The following is a 25093-nucleotide window of genomic DNA, read 5'->3' on the forward strand; positions in this document are numbered from 1 at the left end:
GGCGTTTCAGCGTTGTTTCACATCCGGATCCTCCACGCCCTGGCGGCGCAGCTCCAGCACCGTGGGGGTGATCGCCGCAATGCGCGCATCGATGCGGGCGCGCGCCACGTAATCCAGGTCCTCGCGCTTCTTCAGGTTGTTCAACTGGATCAGCGCCTGTTCGGGGCGTCCGTTCAGATACGCGGCTTCCGCATAGGCCTCGCCGGCGCGATTGCCGTCTCCGGCCAGCTCGCAGGCGCGGGCGAAGGTGCGCTGGAACACCGGATCGTCGGCCGCCGCGGCCAGCAATGGCCGCAGCACCGCCTGCGCGCGCTGGCCGGCGGCACGGCCGCCTTGCTCGTTCAGCGCGGCGGCATAGGTCAGCGCCACCGCGCGGTTGCTCGGCAGCCGCTTGAGCAAGCCGTCGAAGCGCTGGTTGGCCTGCGCGACGCGGCCGTTGCGCGATTCGGCCTCGGCCACCGCCAGGCCCAGCCACCAGCTGTCCGGGTGCGCCTGCAACAGCTCCTCCAGGGTCTTGGTCGCGTCCAGCGCGCTGCCGCCGCCGCGCAGCCGGGCCAGCGCCAAGCCGTAGCGCTGGGCATCGCTGAGGCCCTGCTTGCTGCCCTGGCGCAGGCCCTCGTACTCGCGCACCGCATCGGCCGGCGTATTGGCGCTGAGCACGCGCAGGCGCTCGCGGGCCCATTCGAACTGGCCGCTGGTGCCGCGCGCATAGGTGTCGAACGGCAGCTGCAGGCTCCCGGGCAGCAACGGGTTGCTGGGCGCGCCCAGCGGCTGGCTCAGCGACACGTCGTTGGGGTCGACCCGCTCCTGCAAGGTGCCGCCGGGCACGCGGGTGGTCAGGGTGACGGTGTTCTTCTTCATCTGCTCGGCGCGCTGCCGCGCCTCGCTGATGCGGGTGGTGGTGACCGGGTGGGTCATCAGGTAGTCGGGGGTGCTGTAGCCGCCCTGGTTGCCGCGCATCGCCAGCGACATGCGCTCGAAGAAGCCGGCCATCGCATCCACGTCGTAGCCGCTGCGGGCCAGGGTGCGGATGCCCAGCCGGTCGGCCTCCGATTCGTTGGAACGGGTGTAGTCGATCTGGCGTTGCTGCATCAGTCCCAGGCCGCTGGCGATCGCCGCCTGGGTGGCGTCGCCGCTGGAACGGCCGCCGGCCTGCTGCGCGGCGACCACCGCGGCGAGCATGCCGAGCAGGATCGGCACCTGGTCGCGCTGCGCCCGCTCCACCCCACGCAGCACGTGCTGCTGGGTGATGTGCGCGATCTCGTGCGACAGCACCGCGGCGACCTCGTCCTCGCGCTCGGCGGTCAGCACCAGCCCAGCGTTGACCGCGACGTAGCCGCCCAGCGTGGCGAAGGCGTTGATCTGGCGGTCGCGCAGCATGAAGAAGGTGTACTTCTGCTGCGGCTGGTCGCTGTTGGCGCCGAGCCGGGTGCCCATGGTCTGCAGCCAGTCGCCGATCAGCGGGTCCTCGAGCACGTAGTCGTAGTTGCGCAGCTCGGCCAGCATCATCTTGCCGTACTCGGCCTGGCGCGCCGGGGTCAGCAATTCCCCGGCCGAGGAGCCGATGTCCGGGAGCTTGTTCTCCTGCGCCGGCGCGACGGCGGCGGCAGTGGCCAGGGTAATTGCGAAGGCAAGCGGCAGCGGGCGCAAGGCAGGCTCCAGGAGAAAAGCAGGGCGCCGCGGGCGGCGTTTGGAAACGACGGGTGAATCCAGGGTAATCCGCAGTGTTGCGGCAGCGGACTCGAAAATCCACCCGCCCGCTACCATAGTGGCTTGGACCACTTACAGCGCCCGGAGTTTCCCATGGACACCCAGCATGCCGACGCCGGCCAGGCCGGCGGCCCGCCGATCACCCTGTACTCCACCGCGATCTGCCCGTACTGCGTGGCGGCCAAGAACTTCCTGAAGAGCAAGGGCCGCAGCTGGACCGAGGTACGCATCGACCTGGACCCGGCCGAGCGCGAGAAAATGGTGGCGCTGGCGCGCCGCACCAGCGTGCCGCAGATCTTCGTCGGCGACACCCACGTCGGCGGCTACGACGACATGATGGCGCTGCACCGCGCCGGCAAGCTGCAGCCGCTGCTCGACGGACAGGCGCCCGAGGCGCAGGCATGAGCGCTGCGCAGACCGGCGGCGAGGGTGGCGACGGCCAGGACCGGGTGCGCGAGTTCACCGAGTTCCGCCAGCGCATGAACCAGCGCATCCTGGCCGAGCCGAACCAGGTGGTGCGGCGTTTCTTCGCGCTCGACACCCAGACCTACCAGGCTGGCGCGCTGGACGTGAAGACCAAGGAACTGCTCGGCCTGGTCGCCTCGCTGGTGCTGCGCTGCGACGACTGCATCAGCTACCACGTGGCCCAGTGCAAGGAGGCCGGCGTGCAGCGCGACGAGTTCTTCGAGACCTTCTCGGTGGGCCTGGTGGTGGGCGGCTCGATCGTGATCCCGCACCTGCGCCGGGCGGTGGATTTCCTCGACAAGCTCGAGGACGGCGCCGCCGCCGCGCCGTCGGAGCACGCGCACGCCTGAGCGCCGCCCGGATCGGCCCGATGCGCGCCGCCTGCGGGCGGCGCGCTGCGTTTCGGCGCCGCGGCGGTTTGGGAGCCTTCACCGGCTTCGGGCATAATTACCGGTGAAACCTCCTTGCGCCTGCAGCCCGGGCTTCCGGCCGGCGCGCTCCCCCTCTGTACGGAAACCGCAATCCTATGACGCAGACAATCACGGTCATCCGTGGCGATGGCATCGGCCCCGAGATCATGGACGCCACGCTGTTCGTGCTCGACGCGCTGAACGCCGGCCTCACCTACGAATACGCCGACGCCGGCCTGGTCGCCCTGGAGAAGCACGGCGATCTGTTGCCGGCCGCCACCCTGGACTCGATCCGCAAGAACAGGATCGCGCTGAAGAGCCCGCTGACGACGCCGGTGGGCGAGGGCTTCAGCTCGATCAACGTGGCCATGCGCCGCCAGTTCGACCTGTACGCCAACGTGCGTCCGGCCAAGTCGTTCCCGAACACCAAGTCGCGCTTCGGCGCCGGCGTGGACCTGATCACCGTGCGCGAGAACACCGAAGGCGCCTACCTGAGCGAAGGCCAGGAAGTGTCGGCCGACGGCGAGACCGCGGTGTCGATGGCCAAGGTGACCCGCAAGGGCTCCGAGCGCATCGTCCGCTACGCCTTCGACCTGGCGCGGGCGACCGGCCGCAAGAAGGTCACCGCGGTGCACAAGGCCAACATCATCAAGTCGACCTCGGGCCTGTTCCTGAAGGTGGCGCGCGAAGTGGCGGCGAACTACCCGGAGATCGAATTCCAGGAAATGATCGTCGACAACGCCTGCATGCAGCTGGTGATGCGTCCGGAGCAGTTCGACGTCATCGTCACCACCAACCTGTTCGGCGACATCCTGTCGGACCTGTGCGCCGGCCTGGTCGGCGGCCTGGGTCTGGCCCCGGGCGCCAACATCGGCGTCGACGCGGCGATCTTCGAGGCCGTGCACGGCTCGGCGCCGGACATCGCCGGGCAGGGCAAGGCCAACCCGTGCGCGCTGCTGCTGGGCGCGGCGCAGCTGCTGGACCACGTCGGCCAGCCGCAGAACGCCGAGCGCCTGCGCAACGCCATCGTCGCCACGCTGGAAGCCAAGGACGGACTGACCCCGGACCTCGGCGGCAGCGGCAACACCATGGGCTTCGCCAAGGCCATCGCCAGCCGCCTCTGAGCGCGCCGGAAGATCGCAAAAAAGAAAGGGCGCCTCGATGCGCCCTTTCTTTTGCTCGGAAGTTTGTCTGAAGCCACTTCCGCTCATCGATCGCGGGGAGCCGCTCTTGCGAATCCCCAATCCCGATTCCCGATTCCCGGCTTAATTTCGCGACTGCAACTTCGACAGCAGCCGCAGGAACTCGATGTACAGCCACACCAGGGTGACCATCAGCCCGAACGCGCCGTACCACTCCATGTACTTGGGCGCGCCCTGTTCCACGCCACTCTCGATGAAGTCGAAGTCCAGCACCAGGTTCAGCGCCGCCACCACCACCACGAACAGGCTGAACAGGATGCCGACCGTGCCGGAGGCGTGGATGAAGGGGATCTGGATGTTGAAGAAGCCGAGCACGATGGTCGCCAGGTACACCAGCGCGATGCCGCCGGTGGCCGCGACCACGCCGAGCTTGAAGTTCTCGGTGGCCTTGATCAGCCCGCTGCGGTACGCGAACAGCAGCGCGAACAGGGTGCCGAAGGTCAGCAGCACCGCCTGCAGCACGATGCCGTTGAAGCGCACTTCGTACATCGCCGAGATCGAACCCAGGAAGAAGCCTTCCACCAGCGCGTACAGCGGCGCGGTGATCGGCGCCCAGGTCTTCTTGAAGGTGGTGATCATGGCCAGGATGAAGCCGCCGATGGCGCCGCCCAGCACGTAGCCGATGATGCCCGGGGCGATCACTTCTTTGCCGGCGCCGTCGATCGAGATCGACTGGCTCCAAGCGAACGCCGCCGTCAGCACGGTCAACAGCAGCAACGCGCCGGTCTTGTGGATGGTGCCGTTCAGGGTCATCGCCTCGCCGTCGCGCGAGACCACCGCGCCGCTGCCGAGGTCGAGGAAGGTGGATTCCTTCAAGGCGGGGTTGCCGCTGCGGATCATGCTGTTTCTCCCTGTAAAAAAGACGATTGGCCCGTGTCGGCCGCAAGTGCCGAGCATAGCGCAGGCCGCGGTGACGCCGCGTGCCGTTGACACCGGGCCGCGAGGTTCCCACAATAGCCGACCTTTCCGGCCTCGGCCGCGAGGGATGTTCCGCCGGGGTATAGCGCAGTCTGGTAGCGCGCCTGCTTTGGGAGCAGGATGTCGGGGGTTCGAATCCCTCTACCCCGACCAATCCGATGTCCAAACGGCGGAGAGGAATGCGACAATCCGGCCCCGGGCGCCCGTAGCTCAACCGGATAGAGCACCGGCCTTCTAAGCCGGCGGTTACAGGTTCGATTCCTGTCGGGCGCGCCACATCGGTGCCGGGCAGGGTGTTGCAAGAGTTCAATGGTGGCTGTAGCTCAGCTGGTTAGAGTACTGGATTGTGATTCCAGATGTCGGGGGTTCGAGTCCCCTCAGCCACCCCATTGATCGTGTGACCCGCTGCTTCGCGGAGTGTTGCAACGAAGCAAAAAAGCGCATAAAATGCGCGACTCAGTTTCAGGGCCGTTAGCTCAGTTGGTAGAGCAGTTGACTCTTAATCAATAGGTCCAAGGTTCGAATCCTTGACGGCCCACCAAATCAAGCAGCCACTTAGCGCAAGCCAAGTGGCTGTTTTTTTATGTGCCGCGCGCGGAGCGGCCGGCGATGGCATGGGCGCGCACGGTGCCTTGCTCAGTCCCGCGCCGCCGCCGCGATCGCCAATGCCGCCTCCACCATCGCGTCGGGCCGCAGCGGATCGTCGTCGATGGCGATGTCCGGCGTCAGCAGCGTCGGTGTCGCCGCTGCCGACGGCCGCACCAGCAGCAGCCGCGGAACCCACAGGGCCAGCCCGGTGTGCGGCAGCACGATCTTCTGCACGCCGCCGGTCTGCGTGCTCCTGACGCTGGCGCCTTCGCCGAGCAGCGTTCCGAAGCCGAAGTCCTGCATCGTGTCGGCGAACAGCACCGCCGAGGAATAGGTGCCGCGGCCGACCAGTACATAGACCTTGCCGTCGAAGTGCAGCGGGTCCGCCGTCTGCGGGGCACTCCATGTCTCTATGGGGCCGCTCAGCACCTCGCCCAGCCGTTCGTGTTTCGACGGATCGGCGCGGATCACTTTCTTGGTGTAGCGCGATGCCCAGCGGTAGGGGCGATCGGCGATGTAGGGCAGCAGCCCTTGCAGCCACAGCGCATCGTCGCCGCCGCCGTTCTGCCGTACGTCGATGATCAGCGTCCGCGCGCCGCTGGCCTGCATCTGCTGGAACGCGCGGCGCGTGAACTCCAGGAAGGCGGCCGGCTCCGGCCACGAGAAGGTGCGGATGGTCATGACCGCGGCGGCGCCCGGGCGCAGCTCGAAGCCGAACTGCCGGTCGAACTCGTTCTCGCCGACCAGGATCGAAGGGCGGGCGTGGCTTGCGGGCTGGCGCAGTCGCGCCTGCGGCGGCCCGGCGAGGGTCAGCCGGAATGTCGCGGGTGCGCCGTACACTTTCCAGTAGAAGAACCACCAGCGCCGCGACAGCAGGTCGGCGCGGAAGCGCGCGCTGTCGCCGTGCACGTGCGCGAGCAATGCGCGCGCGACCGCGTCCGCGCGAACGCCGTTGATGGTCGCGACCCGGCGGCCGGCGAGGGCGGTCGGGGCGCCGCCCAGGTCGGACAGGATCCGCACCCGCGCCTGCGCATCGACCGTGACCTCGAAGGGAAACAGGGCGCCCCCGTCGCGCAGATGGCGTTCCGTCTCCGCGCGCCAGTCGGCATAGCCGACGAAGAAGTGGCCATCGGCAAGCAGCGGGTTGAGCGTGGAGAATTCCCGCCAGGCCGCATCGCGGTCCAATCCGCTCGCGACCCGCTGGCGCAGCGCGTCGAGCGCGGACTGCAGCCGCATGGGATCGGTCGAATGCGATGGCTGCGGGTGGGTCGCGGCGATTCCCGCTTCCAGGGCGTCGATGTCGGCGCGCAGCTGCTGCGTGCTGTAGCGTTCAGCCGCCAGGGCGGGCGCGATCAGCGCCGGCGTGGCGGCAAGCAAGAGCAGGCATGCTCGGAGCAGTGGCAGCCTTGGCATGACGACCTCCCGGAAAGTATGTTGAAAAAATACCATAAAATTTCAATATGACGAAGAAAGCCAAACCGTCGCTCGATGCCGCCGCGATCCGTGATCCGGCCCACATCCGTCTTCTGGCCTCGCCGGTCCGCCAGGAACTGGTCGATACGCTGGCGTCGCTGGGCGGGGAGGCCAGCGTCGCGGAGCTCTCGGAACAGTTGGGGCGGCCGGCGGACGGCCTCTACTACCACCTGCAACTGCTCGCCGAGAGCGAACTCGTGCGCGAAGGCGAGGGCGCGGCCGGGGAGCGGATCTTCCGGCTCGCGGGCAGCGCCGGCGCACCGCTGCGCCTGGCCTACGATCTGGCCGACGAACAGGCGGCTGCGGCCCTGGCCGCGTATGCCAAGGGCCTGGCGCAGGTCGCCGAGCGCGACTTCCAGGCGGCCTTGAAGCAGCCCGGGGTCGAGGTCGAAGGCCCCGCCCGGCAACTGTGGGCGGCACGCAACAAGGGCTGGCTCAACGCGGCCGAACTGGCCGAAGCCAACGCCTTGCTGGAGCGGCTGTGCGACCTGTTGAGCCGCCCGCGCGATCCCTCGCGCGACCGGCCGATGTCGCTGGCGTTCGTGCTCGCGCCGGCGGCGGTGCGCGGCCGGCGCCGAGCGCCCAAGCGCTGAAAGGGCGGCGGGGCGTGGCCTCGCGGCTGGCGGGCCGCAGGAGCGGCAGGCGCCCTATCTGTCGGCCACGCGGCCTCCGTCTTCGCGACAGGCATGCCCAACGTAGTGATCGCAAAGCTGGTCGGCGTCGCTTCCCCGCGTGGCAGGAGGCGAGCCGCGCATCCCCGGTCGCCGACCAGATGGGCGGCATCCACCCCGCCAGGTGCCTTTTTCTTTGCCGGCAGGCCTGCAACAATGCGCAGGCGAGCGCGTCCTGCGCCGCAGCGCGAAAGTGGCGGAATTGGTAGACGCCCTGGTTTTAGGTACCAGTGCCGCAAGGCGTAGGGGTTCGAGTCCCCTCTTTCGCACCATCCCGGCGCCGCTCGCGCGGCCCGCCGTCCCCCTGCAGCCCCGTCCGCAGGCCCGTCGCGCCAGGCCCATGCCGGCGCCGGTCGACCGGGTGCGCTGGCAGGCACCGCGGGAATAGGCGAAACTATCCGGCTGCGGCGGCCGTCCCGTGCCCGCGTCAACCCGTATTTCTCTACATCGTGCCGAGAGCCGTGGGCTCCCGGTGGCAGGAGTCCACATGCAAGCTTCGATCGAAACCACCGGTACCCTGGAACGGCGTCTGACCTTCACCCTGCCGGAGGAGCGCCTGGAGACCCATATCGGCGGCCGCCTGCGCGAAGTCGCGCGGACCGCGCGGATCAAGGGTTTCCGCCCCGGCAAGATCCCGCCGAAGGTGATCGAGCAGCGCTTCGGCCCGCAGATCCGCGCCGAGGCGCTGGACGGCCTGCTGCGCGAGACCTTCGACTCGGCGGTGCGCGAGCACGAGCTGCGCCTGGCCGGCAACCCGCGCATCGACCGCGCCGGCGACAACGAACTGCAGTTCGTGGCGACCTTCGAAGTGGTGCCGGACTTCGGCGACATCGACGTGGCCAAGCTGGAAGTGGTCCGCCACACCGCCGAGGTCACCGATGCCGACATCGAGCAGATGATCGAGAACCTGCGCCTGCAGCGCCGCACCTGGCAGCCTGCCGAGCGCCCGGCGCAGGACGGCGACCTGGTGACCCTGGAGACCTGGTCGCAGGCCGGCGACGAGCGCCTGCCCGCCGAGGGCGTGGAGAAGGGCAGCAGTGTGATCGGCTCGGGCGTGATGTTCCCGGCGATCGAGCAGGGCCTGGTCGGCCTGTCCAAGGACGAGGAAAAGACCCTGACGGTCGATTTCCCGGCCGACTGGCGCGTGCCGCAGTTCGCCGGCAAGCAGGTCCAGGTGCACGTGAAGGCGGTCGACGTCGCCGCGCCGGTGCTGCCGGAGGTGGACAAGGAGTTCATCAAGAGCTTCGGCGTGAAGAGCGGCGATGCCGAGCAGTTCCGCAAGGACATCCGCATCAACCTGGAGCGCGAGCTCAAGGGCGCGCTGATGAACCGGCTGCGCCGCGAGGTCGGCGAGCAGCTGATCGCCGCCTACGCCTCGGTGGAAATGCCGCCGCGGCTGGTCGAGAACGAAGCGCGTTCGATGCTGGCGCAGCAGGTCGAGCAGATGCGCCGCTCCGGCCGCGACCCGGGCCAGGTGCCGGACGACGCCCACCAGGGCTTCGTCGACGCGGCGCGCAAGCGCGTGCTGGTCGGCCTGCTGGTCGGCGAGGTCGCCCGCCGCAACGAGCTGCGTCTGGACCCCAAGCGGGTCTCGGAAACCCTGCGCCTGATCGCCTCGACCTACGAAGAGCCGGAACAGGTCATTGAGATGTACCGCAACGACCCCCAATTGATGGGTGGACTGCAGAGCCGTGTGATGGAGGAGCAGGTGATCGACTGGATCGCCGAGCGCGCCAAGCACACCGAGCAGGCGATGACGTTCCAGGAAGCGATCCGCCAGTAAGGCGACGCTTCGCGGCGGCCCGCATGTTGCATGCGGGTTGGAGACGCAATCCAAGCCCTCGCAGCCGTGGGGCGCGACACGATGCAATCCCTGCACATCCCCGTGCAGGGACGACACACAGAGCAGGAGTTCCCGCGTGGACAATGTGACCAAGGCCTTGAATCTGGTTCCGATGGTGGTCGAGCAGACCAGCCGCGGCGAGCGCGCCTATGACATCTATTCGCGCCTGCTGAAGGAGCGTCTGATCTTCCTGGTCGGTCCGATCGACGACCACATGGCCAACGTGATCGTGGCGCAGATGCTGTTCCTGGAAGCGGACAACCCGGAAAAGGACATCAGCATCTACATCAACTCGCCGGGCGGCGTGGTCACCGCCGGCATGGCGATCTACGACACCATGCAGTACATCAAGCCGGACGTGAGCACCATCTGCGTCGGCCAGGCCGCCTCGATGGGCGCGCTGCTGCTGGCGTCGGGCGCGGCCGGCAAGCGCTACGCGCTGCCGAATTCGCGGGTGATGATCCACCAGCCGCTGGGCGGCTTCCAGGGCCAGGCCACCGACATCGACATCCACGCCCGCGAGATCCTGACCCTGCGCGCGCGGCTGAACGAAATCCTGGCCAAGCACACCGGCCAGTCGCTGGAAACCATCGCCCGCGACACCGAGCGCGACAACTTCAAGAGCGCCGTCGACGCGCAGACCTACGGGCTAGTCGATCAGGTGTTGGAGCGCCGTCCGGAAGAGTCGATCCAGCCGGCATAAGGCTTGCATGTACTGCAAAACGCAGCGTATTCCGCAGGGCCGGGGTCGGGCTAGCGTCCTCCCGGCCCTGTGCTATTCTCGAAATCGAACCCCCGTTCATCGGGTGGGGTAACTGGGTAAGCGAAGCAATGAGCGAAGACCGGCAAGGCCGTTCCGGCGACAGCAACAAGATTCTGTACTGCTCGTTCTGCGGCAAGAGTCAACACGAGGTCCGTAAGCTGATCGCCGGGCCGAGCGTGTTCATCTGCGACGAATGTGTCGAGCTGTGCAACGACATCATCCGCGAGGAACTCGAGGAGAAGGCGCAGTCCGCACGCAGCAGCCTGCCCAAGCCCAAGGAAATCCTCGAGGTACTGGACCAGTACGTGATCGGGCAGCTGCGCGCCAAGCGCACGCTCGCCGTGGCCGTGTACAACCACTACAAGCGCATCGAGAGCCGCCAGAAGAACGACGAAGTCGAACTGGCCAAATCCAACATCCTGCTGGTCGGCCCGACCGGTTCGGGCAAGACGCTGCTGGCCGAAACGCTGGCGCGACTGCTCAACGTGCCGTTCACGATCGCCGATGCGACCACGCTGACCGAAGCCGGCTATGTCGGCGAGGACGTGGAAAACATCATCCAGAAGCTGCTGCAGAAGTGCGACTACGACGTCGACAAGGCGCAGCAGGGCATCGTCTACATCGACGAGATCGACAAGATCTCGCGCAAGAGCGAGAACCCGTCGATCACCCGCGACGTGTCCGGCGAAGGCGTGCAGCAGGCGCTGCTGAAGCTGATCGAGGGCACGGTCGCTTCGGTGCCGCCGCAGGGCGGGCGCAAGCATCCGCAGCAGGAATTCCTGCAGGTGGATACCAAGAACATCCTGTTCATCTGCGGCGGCGCGTTCGCCGGCCTGGACAAGGTGATCCAGCAGCGCTCCAACGACGTCGGCGGCATCGGCTTCGGCGCCAAGGTGAAGAGTTCCGAGCGCAAGCGCGAAGTCGGCAAGATCCTGGCGGAAGTGGAGCCGGAGGACTTGATCAAGTTCGGCCTGATCCCCGAGTTCGTCGGCCGCCTGCCGGTGGTCGCCACGCTCGAAGAACTGGACGAGCCGGCGCTGATCCGGATCCTGACCGAGCCGAAGAACGCGATCACCAAGCAGTTCAAGAAGCTGTTCGAGATGGAAGGCGTGGAGCTGGAATTCCGGCCCGACGCGCTGCTGGCCATCGCCAAGAAGGCGCTCAAGCGCAAGACCGGCGCGCGCGGCCTGCGTACCATCGTCGAGTCGGTCCTGCTGGACACGATGTACGAATTGCCGTCGCAGGAAAACGTCAGCAAGGTGGTGGTCGACGAGTCGGTGATCGAGCACAAGTCCGAGCCGTACCTGATCTACCAGACCCCGCCGCCGGCGCCGAAGGTGGCGTCCGCCGAGTGAGGCTCGGGTGAGGCCGCGGCGCTGTCCCGCCGTGGTCTTCGCGGCCGGCTAAGCGGTTGAAAGAAAAGGGGCTTTTTCGCTGCCCTTGCATCATCCAGCCGATGGCCCCATAACGGGGCCATCGGCATTTTTATGCCCGCCTTTTACGCATTCCCGCACCCCACATCGGAACCCTCATGGCCCAGTCCAAATCCGAAGTCCTCGACCTGCCGGTCCTGCCGTTGCGCGACGTCGTGGTCTTCCCGCACATGGTCATCCCGCTGTTCGTCGGCCGCGACAAGTCGATGCGCGCGCTCGAGCACGCGATGGAGGCCGACAAGCGCATCCTGCTGGTCGCGCAGAAATCCGCCGAGACCGACGATCCGGTGGCCGCCGATCTGTACAACGTCGGCACCCTGGCGCAGGTCCTGCAACTGCTGAAGCTGCCCGATGGCACCATCAAGGTGCTGGTCGAGGGGCTGTCGCGGGTCAGCGTCGACAAGGTGGTCGAGCGCGACGGCGCGCTGCAGGGCGAAGGCAGCGAGATCGAGGCCGCCGAGTCGCGCGAGGAGCGCGAGGTCGAGGCGATCGCGCGCTCGCTGATGTCGCTGTTCGAGCAGTACGTCAAGACCAACCGCAAGCTGCCGCCGGAGCTGCTGCAGACGCTAGCGGGCATCGACGAGCCGGGTCGCCTGGCCGACACCATCGCCGCGCATATCGGCGTGCGCCTGTCGGACAAGCAGCGCCTGCTGGAAACCCTGGAAGTGGGCGAGCGCCTGGAGATGCTGGTCGGCCTGGTCGACGGCGAGATCGACGTGCAGCAGCTGGAGAAGCGCATCCGCGGCCGGGTCAAGTCGCAGATGGAGAAGAGCCAGCGCGAGTACTACCTCAACGAGCAGATGAAGGCGATCCAGAAGGAGCTGGGCGATCTCGACGACGCGCCCGGCGAACTGGAAGAGCTGGCGCGCAAGATCGCCGAGGCGGGCATGCCCAAGCCGGTGGAGACCAAGGCCAAGGCCGAGCTCAACAAGCTCAAGCAGATGTCGCCGATGTCGGCCGAGGCCGCGGTCGTGCGCAACTATCTGGATTGGCTGCTGGGCGTGCCGTGGAAGAAGCGCAGCAAGGTGCGCAAGGACCTGAAGGTCGCGCAGGAAACGCTGGACGCCGATCACTACGGCCTGGAGAAGGTCAAGGACCGCATCCTCGAATACCTCGCGGTGCAGTCGCGGGTGAAGCAGATGAAGGGCCCGATCCTGTGCCTGGTCGGTCCGCCGGGCGTCGGCAAGACCTCGCTCGGCCAGTCGATCGCCAAGGCGACCAACCGCAAGTTCGTGCGCATGTCGCTCGGCGGCGTGCGCGACGAGGCGGAGATCCGCGGGCATCGGCGCACCTACGTCGGCTCGATGCCGGGCCGCATCGTGCAGAACCTCAACAAGGTCGGCAGCAAGAACCCGCTGTTCGTGCTCGACGAGATCGACAAGATGTCGATGGACTTCCGCGGCGATCCGTCTTCGGCGCTGCTGGAAGTGCTCGACCCCGAGCAGAACAACGCGTTCAACGACCACTACCTGGAAGTGGATCTGGACCTGTCGGAAGTGATGTTCGTGGCGACCTCCAACTCGCTCAACATCCCCGGCCCGCTGCTCGACCGCATGGAGGTGATTCGCATCCCCGGCTACACCGAGGACGAGAAGCTCGCCATCGCCATGCGTTATCTGGTGCCCAAGCAGCTGAAGGCCAACGGCCTGAAGGGCGACGAGCTGGAGATCGCCGCCGACGCGATCCGCGACATCGTGCGCTACTACACGCGCGAATCCGGCGTGCGTAACCTCGAGCGCGAGGTCGCCAAGATCTGCCGCAAGGTGGTCAAGGAGATCGCGCTGGCCGGGCCGCAGGCACAGGTCGCCAAGAAGGCGGTAGCGAAGAAGGGCGCGGCGCGCAAGGACAAGGCGCGGGTCAGCGTCGGTTCCAAGAACCTGGACAAGTACCTGGGCGTGCGCCGCTTCGATTTCGGTCGCGCCGAGGAGCAGAACGAGGTCGGCCTGGTCACCGGCCTGGCCTGGACCGAGGTCGGCGGCGATCTGCTGCAGATCGAGTCGACCCTGGTCCCGGGCAAGGGCGCGGTGATCCTGACCGGCCAGCTCGGCGACGTGATGAAGGAATCGGCGTCGGCGGCGCTGTCGGTAGTGCGTTCGCGCGCCGAGCGGCTCGGCATCGAGGTCGACTTCCTGCAGAAGCACGACGTGCATCTGCACGTGCCCGATGGCGCCACGCCGAAGGACGGCCCCAGTGCCGGCATCGCGATGGTGACCTCGCTGGTGTCGATGCTGACCAAGGTGCCGGTCAAGGCCGACGTGGCGATGACCGGCGAGATCACGCTGCGCGGCCGCGTCTCGGCGATCGGCGGGCTCAAGGAGAAATTGCTGGCGGCGCTGCGCGGCGGCATCCGCACGGTGATCATCCCCGAAGAGAACCGCAAGGATCTGGCCGACATCCCGGACAACGTGACCCGCGACCTGAAGATCGTGCCGGTGAAGTGGATCGACGAAGTGCTGGATCTGGCGCTGGAGACGCCGCTCAAGCCCAAGGTCGCCGCCGATGGCGAGCAGGCGCCGGTGCGGCGCAAGCCCAAGCCGAAAGCATCCCCGAACGCGCGCGTCAAGCACTGAAAAGCGCTGAACCGCACCCGCCCAAGTGGCTCAAACCCGCGCCGTTGCTGGCTTTTCGGCTTGCGCGGGTACGAGGCCGCTGGTATAAATGCACGACTTGCGAGCACTGCGAACGGGCGTGCTTGGTAGTGAAAAATCAATCGGGGGCCTCGTCCCGGACGAGGCAGGCCAAGCCGACACCCGATCCTCAATTCCGCGGTTTTCTGCCGCACATGGAGTCATCAAGAAATGAATAAAGCCGAACTGAACGACGCTATCGCCGCCGCTGCCGATATCTCCAAGGCCGAAGCCGGTCGCGCCGTCGACGCCTTCGTATCCGAAGTCACCAAGGCGCTCAAGAAGGGCGACAGCGTGACCCTCGTGGGCTTCGGCACCTTCCAGGTGCGCGACCGTGCCGAGCGCACCGGCCGCAACCCGAAGACCGGCGACTCGATCAAGATCGCCGCGTCGAAGAATCCGACCTTCAAGGCTGGCAAAGCGCTGAAGGATGCCGTAAACTAATCGACTCGCTAGGGTGCTTAGCTCAGCGGTAGAGCGTCTCCTTTACACGGAGAGGGTCGGGGGTTCGAAACCCTCAGCACCCACCAGAGCACCGAGCGACAAGTTTCAAAAGCGGAGTGGTAGTTCAGTCGGTTAGAATGCTGGCCTGTCACGCCGGAGGTCGCGGGTTCGAGTCCCGTCCACTCCGCCAGTTGCACCGAAGCCCCTGAGAAATCGGGGGTTTCGTTTCTCGAAGCATCCGCCGCGTTCCGCGCTGCGCCGATACCCAGAGATTGCGGGCCTTGCGCCTGCCTCCGTTCAAAAAGCGGAGTGGTAGTTCAGTCGGTTAGAATGCTGGCCTGTCACGCCGGAGGTCGCGGGTTCGAGTCCCGTCCACTCCGCCAGTTTTGTACGCGAAACCCCCGAGCGATCGGGGGTTTCTTTTTTTCCGGAAGGCGTTGCCGGCGACAGCCATGCGGACCGCGGATGTTCATGGGCGCGGCCCCTGCGGTACGCCATTCCGCGGCAGGGCGTGAAGCGGGTTAAACTGCGCGGCTCGCCACCTGGCCTCGGTTCCCAACCAATGCTGCAGAAACTCCGCGAAAAGACCTCGGGCTGGATCGCCACCGCGATCATCGGCCTGTTGATGATTCCGTTCCTGTTCGTCATCGACGGCAGCTACCTCGGTGGCGTCGGTGCCAACAACGTCGCCAAGGTGCAGGCGCCGCCGTCGTGGTGGGCGTCGGCTCCGTCGTGGTGGCCGGCCTCGTTGCTGTGGCGCCACCAGGAAGTGAGCACGGAGCAGTTCCGCGCGCGCTTCGAGGAAGCGCGCCAGCAGGAGCGGCAGCAGCAGGGCGAGAACTTCGACCCACGCGAGTTCGAAAGCGCCGACAACAAGCGCAAGGTGCTCGACCAGTTGATCGACGAGCAAGTGGTGAAGCTGGCGTCCGAGCAGGCCGGCGTGGTCATCGGCGATGCGGCGATCCGCGACTACATCAGCACCATTCCGGCGTTCCAGAACGACGGCAAGTTCGATCCCGAGCGTTACCGCCTGGCCTTGGCTTCGGGCACGCCGCCGCGGACGCCGGCGATGTTCGACCAGATGGTGCGCGATGGCCTGCAGCAGTCGCTGATCCCGTCCGCGCTGATGGAATCGGCGTTCGCGACCCAGCAGGAAACCGAGCGCCTGCTGAAGATGCTGAGCGAGACCCGCGACGTGGACCTGGCGCTGCTGCCGGAGCAGCCGGCCGACACCACGCCGGTCAGCGACGCGCAGGTGCAGCAGTGGTACGACGCGCACCAGGCCGACTTCAAGCAGCCGGAGCGGGTGTCGATCGAGTACGTCGAACTGGATGCGTCCAAGCTGCCGCCGGCCAAGCCGGCCGACGAGGCGGCGCTGCGCAAGCGCTACGAGGAGGAGAAGGCGCGCTTCGTCGAACCCGACCAGCGCCTGACCTCGCACATCCTGATCAGCGCCGGCAAGGACGCCGCAGCGCAGAAGGCGGCCGAGGCCAAGGCCGCCAAGCTGGTCGCCGAGGCCAAGCAGCCGGGCGCCGACTTCGCCGCGCTGGCCCGCGCCAATTCCGAGGATTCGGGCTCCAAGAACGCCGGCGGCGACCTGGGCTGGGTCGAAAAGGGCACGATGGTCAAGCCGTTCGACGACGCGCTGTTCGCGATGAAGGCCGGGGACATCATCGGCCCGGTGAAGAGCGAGTTCGGCTACCACGTGATCCAGCTGCGCGAGATCAAGGGCGGCCAGGGCAAGAGCTTCGAGCAGGTGCGCGACCAGCTCGCCGGCGAGCAGCTTCAGGCCGACAACGAGAAGGCCTTCAGCGAACTGAGCGGGCGGCTGGTGGACCTGGTCTACAAGAACCCGACCGCGCTGGCGCCGGCGGCCAAGGAAGTAGGCCTGCCGGTGCAGACCCTGGGGCCGTTCTCGCGCGCCGACGCCAGCGGCGTCGCTGCGCAACCGGCGGTGCTGCGTGCGGCGTTCTCCGACACGCTGGTGCAGGACGGCACGGTCAGCGATCCGATCACGCTGGGGCCGAACCACAACGTGATGATCCGCGTCACCCAGCACCTGCCCGAGCAGACCCAGCCGTTGGCCAAGGTCCGCGAGCAGGTGGTCGCTGCGGTGCATGCCGATCGCACCGCCAAGGCGGCGGCGGCCAAGGCCGATGCGCTGCTGGAGAAGCTGCGCAAGGGCGAGACGCTGCAGGCGCTGGCCGGCCCTGAGAATCTGCAGCTCAACCCGATGCCGGGGCTGCCGCGCACCGTGCCGATGCCGAGTCCGGAAGCCAATCGCGCGATCTTCAGCGCGCCGCCGCCGGCCGCGGACAAGCCGTCGGTGGGCAAGGTGGAGCTGTCGGCGAACGGCATCCCGGGCGGCGCCAAGCGCTACGCGCTGTTCGTGGTCAACAAGGTGAATCCGGGCGACCTGAGCAAGGTGCCGGCAGAGCAGCAGGCCACGCTCAAGCAGCAGTTGGGCCAGATCGAGGGCGCCACCGCGGCGAAGGCCTACGTCGACGCGATGCGCAAGCGCTACAAGGTCACCGTGCAGGAAGCGCAGCTGTAACTGCCGCTTGCCGATGCATGATGCGAACAAGCCCGGCATTGCCGGGCTTGTTCGTTTGTGGGTCCTGCACTGCGGGCGCTTGAGGCACTCGGCACTCCGGGCACAGGGAGTACAAGGGAGCGCTTGGGACATTGGGATGTGCGGTGATGTGTCGCGCGATCATGCGTCGTGACGCGGTCGCTGCGGCAGGGTCGGAAGGGCGGCAAGGAAGTGTGCATGTACTTCGTGCATGCGCCGGTACGGGGTACCCTCATCCGCCCCTTCGGGGCACCTTCTCCCTAGGGGAGAAGGGAGCGCCGGGCGCGCGCGGTGTGGCCCGCTGACGAGTGCGTGCGGGTTACCGGTGCGCGTATGACGCAGGCCCAGGGCTGTCGCGCCTGCGCTAGGCGGCAGCATCGGTGCCGATGGCGATGACCGCTGGCCATGATGGCGTCCATCGCCGCAGCGATGTGTCGGGCAAGGCCGGCTTCGGGCGTTCGCTGCGCGCTATTGCGGAGCGCTTGCGACCTAAGCGTTTCTCTCGGCTGTGCGCCATGCGGTGGGGGCGACGTCAGCGGCGATGCAATGGCGGCCACGCCTGCCTTGGGTTGCGGCACTGGCCAATGTGGAAGCTGAGACCTCTCGTTTCATCTCTCAGCTGTTCGCCGTGCTGTGGGAGCGACTTCAGTCGCGACAGGCTTTATCGGTAAAGCCCGTCGCGACTGAAGTCGCTCCCACAAGTGGTTTCTTGCGTTGGCTAACGGTGGCAGCGCTGGCGGTCGCCGCTGTCGCGGTCTCGTCGGTCCCGCCGCAGCGCATCGATCCCGCCGCAGCGGGAGGGCGGCCTATTCCTCGTAGCTCAGCACCATGCCCGGGCGCAGCACGCTGCGCGCGGACAGGCCGTTCTTCGCCAGCAGGGTCTGCACGGTGATGCCGTAGCGCTTGGCGATGGTCCAGGCGGTGTCGCCGTCGCGGACGGTGTGGGTGCGGCGCGCCGCAGCCGTGCGTGAGCGGATGCGCGGCGTTGCGGCTTCGCCGACGCTGGCGACGGTCCGCACGGCCGGCGCCTCGACCTGCGCCTGCGTCGCCGCCAGCGCGTCGGCGGCGGCCGTGGCCGCGCTGCCGCCGCTGCCGACCGGCGCCAGCACCGGCAGCGCGCGCTTGCTGTTGCGCCCGCTGCCCAGCGCCGGGTTCAGGCGCGCGATCCGGTCGCCCTGCAGCGCCTGCTGGCGCGCCCAATCGTCCAGCGCCATGCCGGCGGGCAGGGTGCGCGCCTGCAGGATCGGCACCTCGCGGTCCAGCGAGGCCATCCACTCGTCGCGGCTCTGCGCCTGCTCCAGCACGCAGGCCAGCGCGTGCAGCTTCTCGACGTAGGCGTAGGTGATCGGCGACAACCCGGGCAGCTTGGCCGGTTGCGCGTTCTGCGCGTTCATGCCGGCACGGCGCATCGACTGCAGCACGCGGTATTCGCCGGCGTTGTAGGCCATGATCGCCAGGCGCCAATCGCCGCCGAACATGCCGTGCAGGGTCTTCAGATAGCGCACCGCGGCGCGGGTGGAATCCACCGCGGACAGGCGCCCGTCGTAGCTGCCTTCGACCGGGACGTCGTGGTTGCGGGCGGTACCGGCGATGAACTGCCACAGTCCGGCCGGACCGCCGCTGTTGCGTGCGGCGGGACGATAGCCGCTCTCGACGAACGGGATCAGCGCGAATTCGGTCGGCAGGTCGGCGGCACGCAATTCGTCCACCACGTAGCCGAACAGCGGAAGCACGTCCTCGTCCTCGTTGGCCAGGCGCGCCGGCGCGCGCGCGAACTGCTGTTTCCAGCGTGCGTCGGTGGCGCTGCTGTCGCATTGCGCGTCGGCCAGGCCGTCGCGGAAGTTGGCCAGGATGGTGTGACCGTTACGCGTGGTCGCCGGCGGCAACGCCGCGGCGTCCGTCGGCAGCGCATTCAGCCCGGCGAGGGTCTGCTCCAGTGCGGCGCCGACCGGCGCCGCCGCGGCCGCGGAAGGAGTCGCCGACGCGATGGTCAGCGTCAGCGCCGCGCTCAACAGCAGCGACCTCATGCGCGGAAATCGTCTTTCCAGCGCCTCAATTCGGCGAATACCTCCACTTCGTCGCGCGCGCCGCGGCCGAGCCGGGCGGCGACCGCCTGCTGGATCGCCGCCGAGGCGGTGCGCAGGAACGGGTTGGTCGCCATTTCGCTGGCGAGGGTGACGGGAACAGTGGGACGGGCAGCGTGACGCATGGCCTGGACTTCCTGATGGCGCTGCCGCAAGGCAGCGTTGGTGGGATCGACCGTGACGGCGAATGCCGCATTGGCCAGGGTGTATTCGTGTCCGCAGCACACCAGCGTGGCGCCCGGGAGGGCGGCCAGCCGTTGCAGCGAACCCAACATCTGGGAGGGCGTACCTTCGAACATGCGCCCACAGCCTAGGCTGAACAGCGTGTCCCCGCTGAACAGGTGGCCATGGCCGACATAGGCCACATGCGAGCGGGTGTGCCCAGGCACGGCAAGGGTCCGGAACTCCCATTCCAGCACCTGCACCGCATCGCCGTCGCCGACGTGCTGGCTGGCGAGCGGGATCCGCGGCTCGTCCGCCGGGGCGAACACCGGCAGGTCCGGCCAGCGCTCGCGCAGAACCGCCACGCCGCCGATGTGGTCGTCGTGATGATGGGTCAGCAGCACCGCGGATGGCTGCAATCCCTGGGCGGCTGCCTCGAATACCGGCTCGGCCTGGCCGGGGTCGACCAGCACGGCGCGGCCATCCGCGGCGGCGATCGCCCAGATGTAATTATCCTGGAATGCGGGCAGGGCGATCAGTCGCATAGAATTGGCACCATGCCTGCCGCCCCGTTCCCCCGTCAAGCCGCCGTCTCATCCTGGTTTGATACGGCGGTGGCGCAACAGCTGCTGCAGGCCGAGCAGCCGTTGATCCTGGACGCCTTGCTCGCTCGCCCCGCACAGCCCTGGTTGTGGCTGGCGCCGGTGCCGTTCGCGCCGCTGGCGCGCGAGCTGCCCGGGCGCGGCGTGCGCCTGCACCGCACCGCGCACGGCTATGCCGGCGACCTGGTATGCACGCTGCCGTTGCCGCTGCCGTCGGAGAGCGTCAACGCGATCGTGCTGCAGCATGTGCTGGGCGCCGACGCCACCGCGTTGCTGGAGGAATGCGAGCGGGTGCTGCTGCCGGGCGGGCGCATCTGGCTGTTCGCGCTGAACGCGATGAGCCCGTACCGGCTGCGCTGGCGCCGGCAGGGCCTGGTGGCGCGGCCGCCGGGCAGCTGGCGCGGTTTGCTGGCGCAGGCCGGGCTGCCGTGCGTCGAGCGGCTGCGCTACCTCGGGCCGGTGTGGCCGACCCGTGGTGGCATCGCGGCGGCGACGTCCGGCGCGCCGTTGCGCGCGGTGTGCATGCTGCAGGCAGAAAAACGCACCGCCGCCGGCATCGGCCCCATTCCGCTGCGCGCGCCGGTACGCTGGCGCGGTTCGGCTGCTTCCATCTGATCCTGGACGTACATGAAGACTGTTGATATCCATACCGACGGCGCCTGCCTCGGCAATCCCGGCCCCGGCGGCTGGGCCGCGCTGCTGCGCTACAAGGGCCTGGAGCGCGAAGTGGCCGGCGCCGAGGCGCACACCACCAACAACCGCATGGAGCTGATGGCCGCGATCATGGCGCTGGAGACGCTCAGCGAACCGTGCCAGATCGTGCTGCATACCGATTCGCAGTACGTGCGCCAGGGCATCACCGAGTGGATGCCGGGCTGGGTGCGGCGGCAGTGGAAGACCGCCGGCGGCGATCCGGTCAAGAACCGCGACCTGTGGGAACGGCTGCACGCCGCAGCGCAGCGGCACACGATCGACTGGCGCTGGGTCAAGGGCCACAGCGGCGATCCGGACAACGAGCGGGTGGACGTGCTGGCCCGCAACCAAGCGCTGCGGGTGCGCGCCGGCGGCGCCGCGGTCGCGTCCTGATCCTTTCCACGATTCATCCTGCAACGAGCGACATGCGCCAGATCATCCTCGATACCGAAACCACCGGCCTGGAATGGAAGAAGGGCAACCGCGTCGTCGAAATCGGCGCGGTGGAGCTGCTCGAGCGCCGTCCCAGCGGGCGCAACTTCCACCGCTACCTGCGCCCGGACTGCGACTTCGAACCCGGCGCGCAGGAAGTCACCGGCCTGACCCTGGAGTTCCTGGCCGACAAGCCGGAATTCCACGAGGTGGTGGACGAATTCCTGGCGTTCATCGACGGCGCCGAACTGATCATCCACAACGCCTCGTTCGACCTGGGCTTCCTCGACTACGAACTGTCGCGGCTGGGCGCGTCCTACGGACGCATTCTCGACCGCGCCACAGTCATCGATACGCTGCTGCTGGCGCGCGAGCGCTTCCCGGGCCAGCGCAATTCGCTGGACGCGCTGTGCAAGCGGCTGGGCGTGGACAACTCGCACCGGCAACTGCATGGCGCGCTGCTCGATGCGCAGATCCTCAGCGAGGTCTACATCGCGCTGACCTCGGGCCAGGAGGAGATCGGCTTCGCCCTGGCCGACGACCGCGCCGGCGACCACGCCGACGGCCAGCGCGCGGCGTTCGACATGGCGATGCTGCTGCCGCGGCCGCGGGTGCTGCCGACCGCGTCGGAGCTGGAAGCGCACCAGGCGCGGCTGGAAAAGCTGCGCAAGAAGGCTGGGCGTGCGCTGTGGGACGAGGCCGAGCCGATGCTGGCCGAGGCCGTGGCCGGTTGAGCGGGGCGACTTCTCGCAGACGATCGTTCTTAGGGCTTGCCTCCGCAGCTACCGGCGCCGCCATCGCGGCGGCCGTGGGCCGCAGCGCGCGCTGAGCGCAGCCGCGAATCGCGCGTGCCTGCCGTGGCCCGGCCTGCGCCGACAAGCGCGGGCATCGGCGCATCGGCTCAGTGGCAGCGCACCAGGATCGCGGTGATGTTGTCAGAGCCGCCGCCGTCCAGCGCGGCGGCCACCAGCGTGTCCACGCATTCCTGCGCGCTGCAGTCGTCGTGGCCGAGGGTGGCGGCGATGCCGGCATCGTCCACTTCCTCGGTCAGCCCGTCGCTGCACAGCAGCAGCTGCATGCCCGGGCGCAGTTCGCCGGTCATCGTGGCCACGTTGAGGTGCAGCGGATCGGTGACCCCCAGCGCCTGGGTGACCACGTTGCGGTGCGGATGCGCGCGCGCCTGCTCGGCGGTCAGCGCGCCCTGTGCGATCAGTTCCTGCACGTAGCTGTGGTCCTGGCTGAGCTGGGCCAGCTTGCCGTCGCGCCACAGATAGGCGCGGCTGTCGCCGACCCAGGCCACCTCGAAGCGGTTGCCCTGCACCCGCGCGGCGACCACCGTGGTGCCCATCGGCAAGCTGTCGTTGCGCCGCCGCGAGGCGCGGATGATCTCCTCGTCGGCGATGCGGATCGCCTGCGCCAGCGGCGTGCCGCCGCGCACCTCGCGGACGATGGCCTCGCGCGCCAGCGCGCTGGCGACCTCGCCGCAGGCATGGCCGCCCATGCCGTCGGCGACCAGCCACAGGCCGAGCTCGTTGTCGCCGTAATAGGTGTCCTCGTTGAGCTCGCGGCGCAGGCCGACGTGGGTGAGGTGTCCGAATTCGATCATTGCGTGCCCGCGGCCGGCCCGGCGTCCTGTCATTCAAACGGCATCATCGCGGCCAAGCGGACATCAGGCAATCGTTGGCCGTGCCGCAGGGCAGGCGGGGTTCATGGGGGTACGGGCGCTACCGGGCGACGCGGCGCTTGTCCGCGCGCGGCAGGGACCGTATGATGCACGCCCCCGGTCCGCCGGGGACCACCCGGGAAGGTGGCAGAGCGGTTGAATGTACCTGACTCGAAATCAGGCAGGCGTTTATAGCGCCTCGGGGGTTCGAATCCCCCCCTTCCCGCCAGTTTTCAGAAGGCCCCGTCAGGGGCCTTTTGTCTTTTGACGGCGCTCGCCATGCGGCGCCGACATGGCGTTAAGGCCTGCCCGTTACACTTCCTCTCAACTATCGCTTGGGTGTTCCCATGTCCGAAATTCTGGCCCCCGTGTCCTTTGGCGAACTGCTCGACAAGATCGCCATCCTGCAGATCAAGTCCGAGCGCATCGGCGATGCGGCCAAGTTGGCCAACGTGCGCGCGGAGCTGTCGGCGCTGGAAAAGACCTGGATGGCGCATCCGGCCGCCAGCGGCGACGTGGCCCGGCTGCGGCTGGAGCTGAAGGCGGTCAACGAGCGCCTGTGGGTGATCGAGGACGAGATCCGGATCAAGGAGAAGGCGCAGGCCTTCGACGAGGAGTTCATCAAGCTCGCGCGCAGCGTGTACTACGAGAACGACGAGCGCGCGCGGCTCAAGAAGGAGATCAACCTGGCGCTGGGCTCCAGCTACGTCGAAGAGAAGTCCTACCAGGACTATCGCGGCGCGGCGACCTGAGCAAAACATCCGGGAGGCGTCGTCGCCTCCCGGATGGTCGGTACGGGCCGGGTGTGGACGGCTCAGGTGCGGGCGACCAGCAGTCCGGTCAGCCGGCGCACCAGCGGCAATGCCAGCAGCAGGGTGGGAAAGGCGATCAGCCACGACAACGCCCAGGCGCCCAGCCATAGCGTGTACACGCCCGGCGCCAAGCCGACCGTGCGCAACGTACTGATCATCGAGACCACGCAGGTCATCAGGATCGACAACAACAGCGGCATCACCCAGCCGGCATGGCGGGAATGCAGTTTGCGTGGGAAAAGCCGAGGGGAACGGGACATGGTGAGAACTCCGTAAGCCGGTCGAAGCAAAGGCGCCACCCGCAGGCCCGAGGCGCTGGCGGGAAACGGCCCCGGACGAATCCGGCGCGGTTGGCGCGTTGCTTGACGTAAACGCTTACGGCGGCGTCCGCAGACCGAAGTGGTGGCGAACGCGCGCCAGCATGGTAAGGCCGCGCTCGGCCAGCGCACAAGCCAGCCTACATGCCCTGGTCGGTGCGATAGCGCTCGAACGCGGCGATCGCGTCGTCCACGCCGATCAGCGCCATCACTTCGTCGAACTCGATCTTGCTGCCCCATTTCAGTTGCTCGGCCGGCTTGCCGAGGAACTTGCGCGCCGCCGCGTCGTACTTGTCCACGCAGTAGCGGATGTCCGAGTACGGGCCGCTGCGGCGCGGATTGCTGGCCGCGTGCAGGCCCAGCACCTTGCTGCCCACGGCGTTGGCGATGTGCATCGGGCCCGAGTCGGGGGTCATCACCAGTGCGGCGCGCTGCAGCAGCGCCGGCAGCTGCTTGAGCGTGTCGCGGCCGACCAGGTCCAGCAGCGGTGCGCGGGCGGCGGCGGCGATGGCGTCGGCGGTGCTGCGTTCCAGCTCGCTGCGCCCGCCGCACAGCACCACCCGCCAGCCCTGCGCGGCGGCGTGGTCGGCGACCGCGGCGTAGCGGTCGGCGTACCAGTTGCGGCGCACGTGGCTGGAGCAGGGCGAGATCAGCAGCGCCGGGCGGCCGTCGTCGGGCCATTGCGCCTGCGCCCAGGCGTGCGCGTCGTCCGGGATCGGCAGGTCCCAGCGCACCTCGGTCTGGCGCAGGCCCAGCGGTTCGCAGAAGCTGCCGATCGCGTCGAGCACGTGGATGCCGGGGCGGTCGGGGATGCGTTCGTTGACGAACAGGCCGTGCAGGTCCTTGGAGCGGCTGCGGTCGTAGCCGATGCGGCGGCGTGCGCGGACGAACGCGGACAGCACGTTGGCGCGCAGCGCCACCTGCATCTGCAGCAGCGCATCGAAGCGCTGCGGCGGCAGTTCGCGGCGCAGCGCGCGCATGCCGGCCACGCCGCTGCGCTTGTCGTAGGGATGGAACACCACCCCGGGCAGGCCATCGAGCAGCTTGTGCCCGGCCTTGTCGATGATCCAGTGCAGCGGCGGCGCGGCGGGCCAGGCGCGCTGCAGGGTGCGCACCAGCGGCACCACGTGGGTCACGTCCCCCAGCGCCGACAGGCGCAACAGGCACAGCGAAGGGAGCGTTGCTGCCATGGTGTTGTTAGACTCGCTG

Annotated in this window: 22 protein-coding genes and 9 tRNA genes; 23 read left to right on the forward strand and 8 right to left on the reverse strand. The window is 68.1% G+C overall.

Annotated features, from left to right (window positions below):
• Nucleotides 1-6: 6 nt before the first annotated feature.
• Nucleotides 7-1650 (reverse strand): M48 family metalloprotease, encoded by a 1644-nt coding sequence (locus tag NUG20_RS05810; RefSeq protein WP_263397457.1) that lies wholly within the window; start codon nucleotides 1648-1650, stop codon nucleotides 7-9.
• A 153-nt stretch (nucleotides 1651-1803) separates the two neighbouring features.
• Here NUG20_RS05810 and grxC point away from each other — a divergent pair, with 153 nt between their 5' ends.
• The 3 genes from grxC to NUG20_RS05825 all read left to right on the forward strand — a co-directional run bounded on the left by grxC (nucleotide 1804) and on the right by NUG20_RS05825 (nucleotide 3709).
• Nucleotides 1804-2115 (forward strand): glutaredoxin 3, encoded by a 312-nt coding sequence (grxC, locus tag NUG20_RS05815; RefSeq protein ID WP_263397458.1) that lies wholly within the window; start codon nucleotides 1804-1806, stop codon nucleotides 2113-2115.
• Nucleotides 2112-2525, forward strand: coding sequence for a carboxymuconolactone decarboxylase family protein (locus tag NUG20_RS05820; RefSeq protein ID WP_263397459.1), 414 nt, complete (start codon nucleotides 2112-2114; stop codon nucleotides 2523-2525). Before grxC ends, NUG20_RS05820 begins: the two co-directional genes overlap by 4 nt.
• Nucleotides 2526-2701: 176 nt before the next feature.
• A complete protein-coding gene (locus tag NUG20_RS05825) occupies nucleotides 2702-3709 on the forward strand; it encodes an isocitrate dehydrogenase (protein ID WP_263397460.1) in 1008 nt (335 codons plus the stop codon).
• Nucleotides 3710-3850: 141 nt separating this feature from the next.
• Here NUG20_RS05825 and NUG20_RS05830 read toward each other — a convergent pair whose 3' ends face one another.
• Nucleotides 3851-4627, reverse strand: a complete 777-nt coding sequence (locus NUG20_RS05830) for a Bax inhibitor-1/YccA family protein (RefSeq protein WP_286038036.1) — start codon at nucleotides 4625-4627, stop codon at nucleotides 3851-3853.
• A 154-nt stretch (nucleotides 4628-4781) separates the two neighbouring features.
• Between NUG20_RS05830 and NUG20_RS05835 the strand changes: the two genes are divergently transcribed.
• From NUG20_RS05835 to NUG20_RS05850, 4 genes are all read left to right on the forward strand, one after another.
• A tRNA-Pro gene (locus NUG20_RS05835) sits at nucleotides 4782-4858 on the forward strand.
• A 46-nt stretch (nucleotides 4859-4904) separates the two neighbouring features.
• Nucleotides 4905-4981: transfer RNA gene (locus NUG20_RS05840), tRNA-Arg, on the forward strand.
• Nucleotides 4982-5017: 36 nt separating this feature from the next.
• Nucleotides 5018-5094, forward strand: a tRNA-His gene (locus tag NUG20_RS05845).
• A gap of 76 nt (nucleotides 5095-5170) precedes the next feature.
• A tRNA-Lys gene (locus NUG20_RS05850) sits at nucleotides 5171-5246 on the forward strand.
• 95 nt (nucleotides 5247-5341) lie between these two features.
• On the opposite strand, the gene NUG20_RS05855 is transcribed toward NUG20_RS05850, so the two are convergent.
• The gene (locus NUG20_RS05855; RefSeq protein WP_263397461.1) at nucleotides 5342-6670 is read right to left on the reverse strand and encodes a S41 family peptidase; all 1329 of its coding nucleotides are present in this window, start codon (nucleotides 6668-6670) and stop codon (nucleotides 5342-5344) included.
• Nucleotides 6671-6753: 83 nt separating this feature from the next.
• Here NUG20_RS05855 and NUG20_RS05860 point away from each other — a divergent pair, with 83 nt between their 5' ends.
• The 11 genes from NUG20_RS05860 to NUG20_RS05910 all read left to right on the forward strand — a co-directional run bounded on the left by NUG20_RS05860 (nucleotide 6754) and on the right by NUG20_RS05910 (nucleotide 17101).
• Nucleotides 6754-7359, forward strand: coding sequence for a winged helix-turn-helix domain-containing protein (locus tag NUG20_RS05860; RefSeq protein ID WP_263397462.1), 606 nt, complete (start codon nucleotides 6754-6756; stop codon nucleotides 7357-7359).
• A gap of 265 nt (nucleotides 7360-7624) precedes the next feature.
• A tRNA-Leu gene (locus tag NUG20_RS05865) sits at nucleotides 7625-7709 on the forward strand.
• Between the two features lie 215 nt (nucleotides 7710-7924).
• Nucleotides 7925-9220, forward strand: a complete 1296-nt coding sequence (gene tig, locus NUG20_RS05870; protein WP_263397463.1) for a trigger factor — start codon at nucleotides 7925-7927, stop codon at nucleotides 9218-9220.
• Nucleotides 9221-9356: 136 nt separating this feature from the next.
• Entirely contained in the window at nucleotides 9357-9983 is a 627-nt protein-coding gene (gene clpP / locus NUG20_RS05875) for an ATP-dependent Clp endopeptidase proteolytic subunit ClpP (protein WP_145701584.1), read from the forward strand.
• 128 nt (nucleotides 9984-10111) lie between these two features.
• On the forward strand, nucleotides 10112-11398 hold the full coding sequence (gene clpX, locus NUG20_RS05880) for an ATP-dependent Clp protease ATP-binding subunit ClpX (RefSeq protein ID WP_003468538.1): 1287 nt from the start codon (nucleotides 10112-10114) through the stop codon (nucleotides 11396-11398).
• A gap of 176 nt (nucleotides 11399-11574) precedes the next feature.
• On the forward strand, nucleotides 11575-14046 hold the full coding sequence (gene lon, locus NUG20_RS05885) for an endopeptidase La (protein WP_263397464.1): 2472 nt from the start codon (nucleotides 11575-11577) through the stop codon (nucleotides 14044-14046).
• Between the two features lie 228 nt (nucleotides 14047-14274).
• A complete protein-coding gene (locus tag NUG20_RS05890) occupies nucleotides 14275-14547 on the forward strand; it encodes an HU family DNA-binding protein (RefSeq protein ID WP_009607753.1) in 273 nt (90 codons plus the stop codon).
• An 11-nt stretch (nucleotides 14548-14558) separates the two neighbouring features.
• Nucleotides 14559-14633: transfer RNA gene (locus NUG20_RS05895), tRNA-Val, on the forward strand.
• A 27-nt stretch (nucleotides 14634-14660) separates the two neighbouring features.
• Nucleotides 14661-14737: transfer RNA gene (locus tag NUG20_RS05900), tRNA-Asp, on the forward strand.
• Nucleotides 14738-14853: 116 nt separating this feature from the next.
• A tRNA-Asp gene (locus NUG20_RS05905) sits at nucleotides 14854-14930 on the forward strand.
• A 179-nt stretch (nucleotides 14931-15109) separates the two neighbouring features.
• A complete protein-coding gene (locus tag NUG20_RS05910) occupies nucleotides 15110-17101 on the forward strand; it encodes a peptidyl-prolyl cis-trans isomerase (RefSeq protein ID WP_263397465.1) in 1992 nt (663 codons plus the stop codon).
• 824 nt (nucleotides 17102-17925) lie between these two features.
• Here the strand turns inward: NUG20_RS05910 and NUG20_RS05915 are convergent.
• Nucleotides 17926-19146, reverse strand: coding sequence for a lytic transglycosylase domain-containing protein (locus NUG20_RS05915; RefSeq protein WP_263397466.1), 1221 nt, complete (start codon nucleotides 19144-19146; stop codon nucleotides 17926-17928).
• Nucleotides 19143-19910: a hydroxyacylglutathione hydrolase gene (gene gloB, locus NUG20_RS05920; RefSeq protein ID WP_263397467.1), complete on the reverse strand. Its 768-nt coding sequence runs from the start codon at nucleotides 19908-19910 to the stop codon at nucleotides 19143-19145. Before gloB ends, NUG20_RS05915 begins: the two co-directional genes overlap by 4 nt.
• Nucleotides 19911-19922: 12 nt before the next feature.
• Between gloB and NUG20_RS05925 the strand changes: the two genes are divergently transcribed.
• Genes NUG20_RS05925 through dnaQ form a run of 3 tightly spaced genes read left to right on the forward strand, consistent with a single transcriptional unit; the run spans nucleotide 19923 to nucleotide 21826 of the window.
• Nucleotides 19923-20582 (forward strand): class I SAM-dependent methyltransferase, encoded by a 660-nt coding sequence (locus NUG20_RS05925; protein ID WP_263397468.1) that lies wholly within the window; start codon nucleotides 19923-19925, stop codon nucleotides 20580-20582.
• A 12-nt stretch (nucleotides 20583-20594) separates the two neighbouring features.
• Nucleotides 20595-21053, forward strand: coding sequence for a ribonuclease HI (gene rnhA, locus NUG20_RS05930; RefSeq protein ID WP_053841401.1), 459 nt, complete (start codon nucleotides 20595-20597; stop codon nucleotides 21051-21053).
• A gap of 32 nt (nucleotides 21054-21085) precedes the next feature.
• Complete coding sequence (dnaQ, locus tag NUG20_RS05935) at nucleotides 21086-21826, forward strand: DNA polymerase III subunit epsilon (protein ID WP_263397469.1); 741 nt, start codon at nucleotides 21086-21088, stop codon at nucleotides 21824-21826.
• Between the two features lie 167 nt (nucleotides 21827-21993).
• Here dnaQ and NUG20_RS05940 read toward each other — a convergent pair whose 3' ends face one another.
• The gene (locus NUG20_RS05940; RefSeq protein ID WP_263397470.1) at nucleotides 21994-22698 is read right to left on the reverse strand and encodes a PP2C family protein-serine/threonine phosphatase; all 705 of its coding nucleotides are present in this window, start codon (nucleotides 22696-22698) and stop codon (nucleotides 21994-21996) included.
• A gap of 195 nt (nucleotides 22699-22893) precedes the next feature.
• Here NUG20_RS05940 and NUG20_RS05945 point away from each other — a divergent pair.
• Nucleotides 22894-22984, forward strand: a tRNA-Ser gene (locus NUG20_RS05945).
• Nucleotides 22985-23102: 118 nt separating this feature from the next.
• Nucleotides 23103-23507, forward strand: coding sequence for a DUF6165 family protein (locus tag NUG20_RS05950; RefSeq protein WP_263397471.1), 405 nt, complete (start codon nucleotides 23103-23105; stop codon nucleotides 23505-23507).
• Nucleotides 23508-23569: 62 nt separating this feature from the next.
• Here the strand turns inward: NUG20_RS05950 and NUG20_RS05955 are convergent, their stop codons facing one another.
• Together NUG20_RS05955 and NUG20_RS05960 are read right to left on the reverse strand one after the other, a co-directional pair.
• A complete protein-coding gene (locus NUG20_RS05955) occupies nucleotides 23570-23827 on the reverse strand; it encodes a DUF2798 domain-containing protein (RefSeq protein WP_263397472.1) in 258 nt (85 codons plus the stop codon).
• A gap of 197 nt (nucleotides 23828-24024) precedes the next feature.
• Nucleotides 24025-25074, reverse strand: coding sequence for a glycosyltransferase family 9 protein (locus tag NUG20_RS05960; protein WP_263397473.1), 1050 nt, complete (start codon nucleotides 25072-25074; stop codon nucleotides 24025-24027).
• Between the last annotated feature and the right edge of the window lie 19 nt (nucleotides 25075-25093).

Source organism: Xanthomonas sp. CFBP 8443 (assembly GCF_025666195.1).
In the GTDB taxonomy this organism is placed as follows: domain Bacteria; phylum Pseudomonadota; class Gammaproteobacteria; order Xanthomonadales; family Xanthomonadaceae; genus Xanthomonas_A.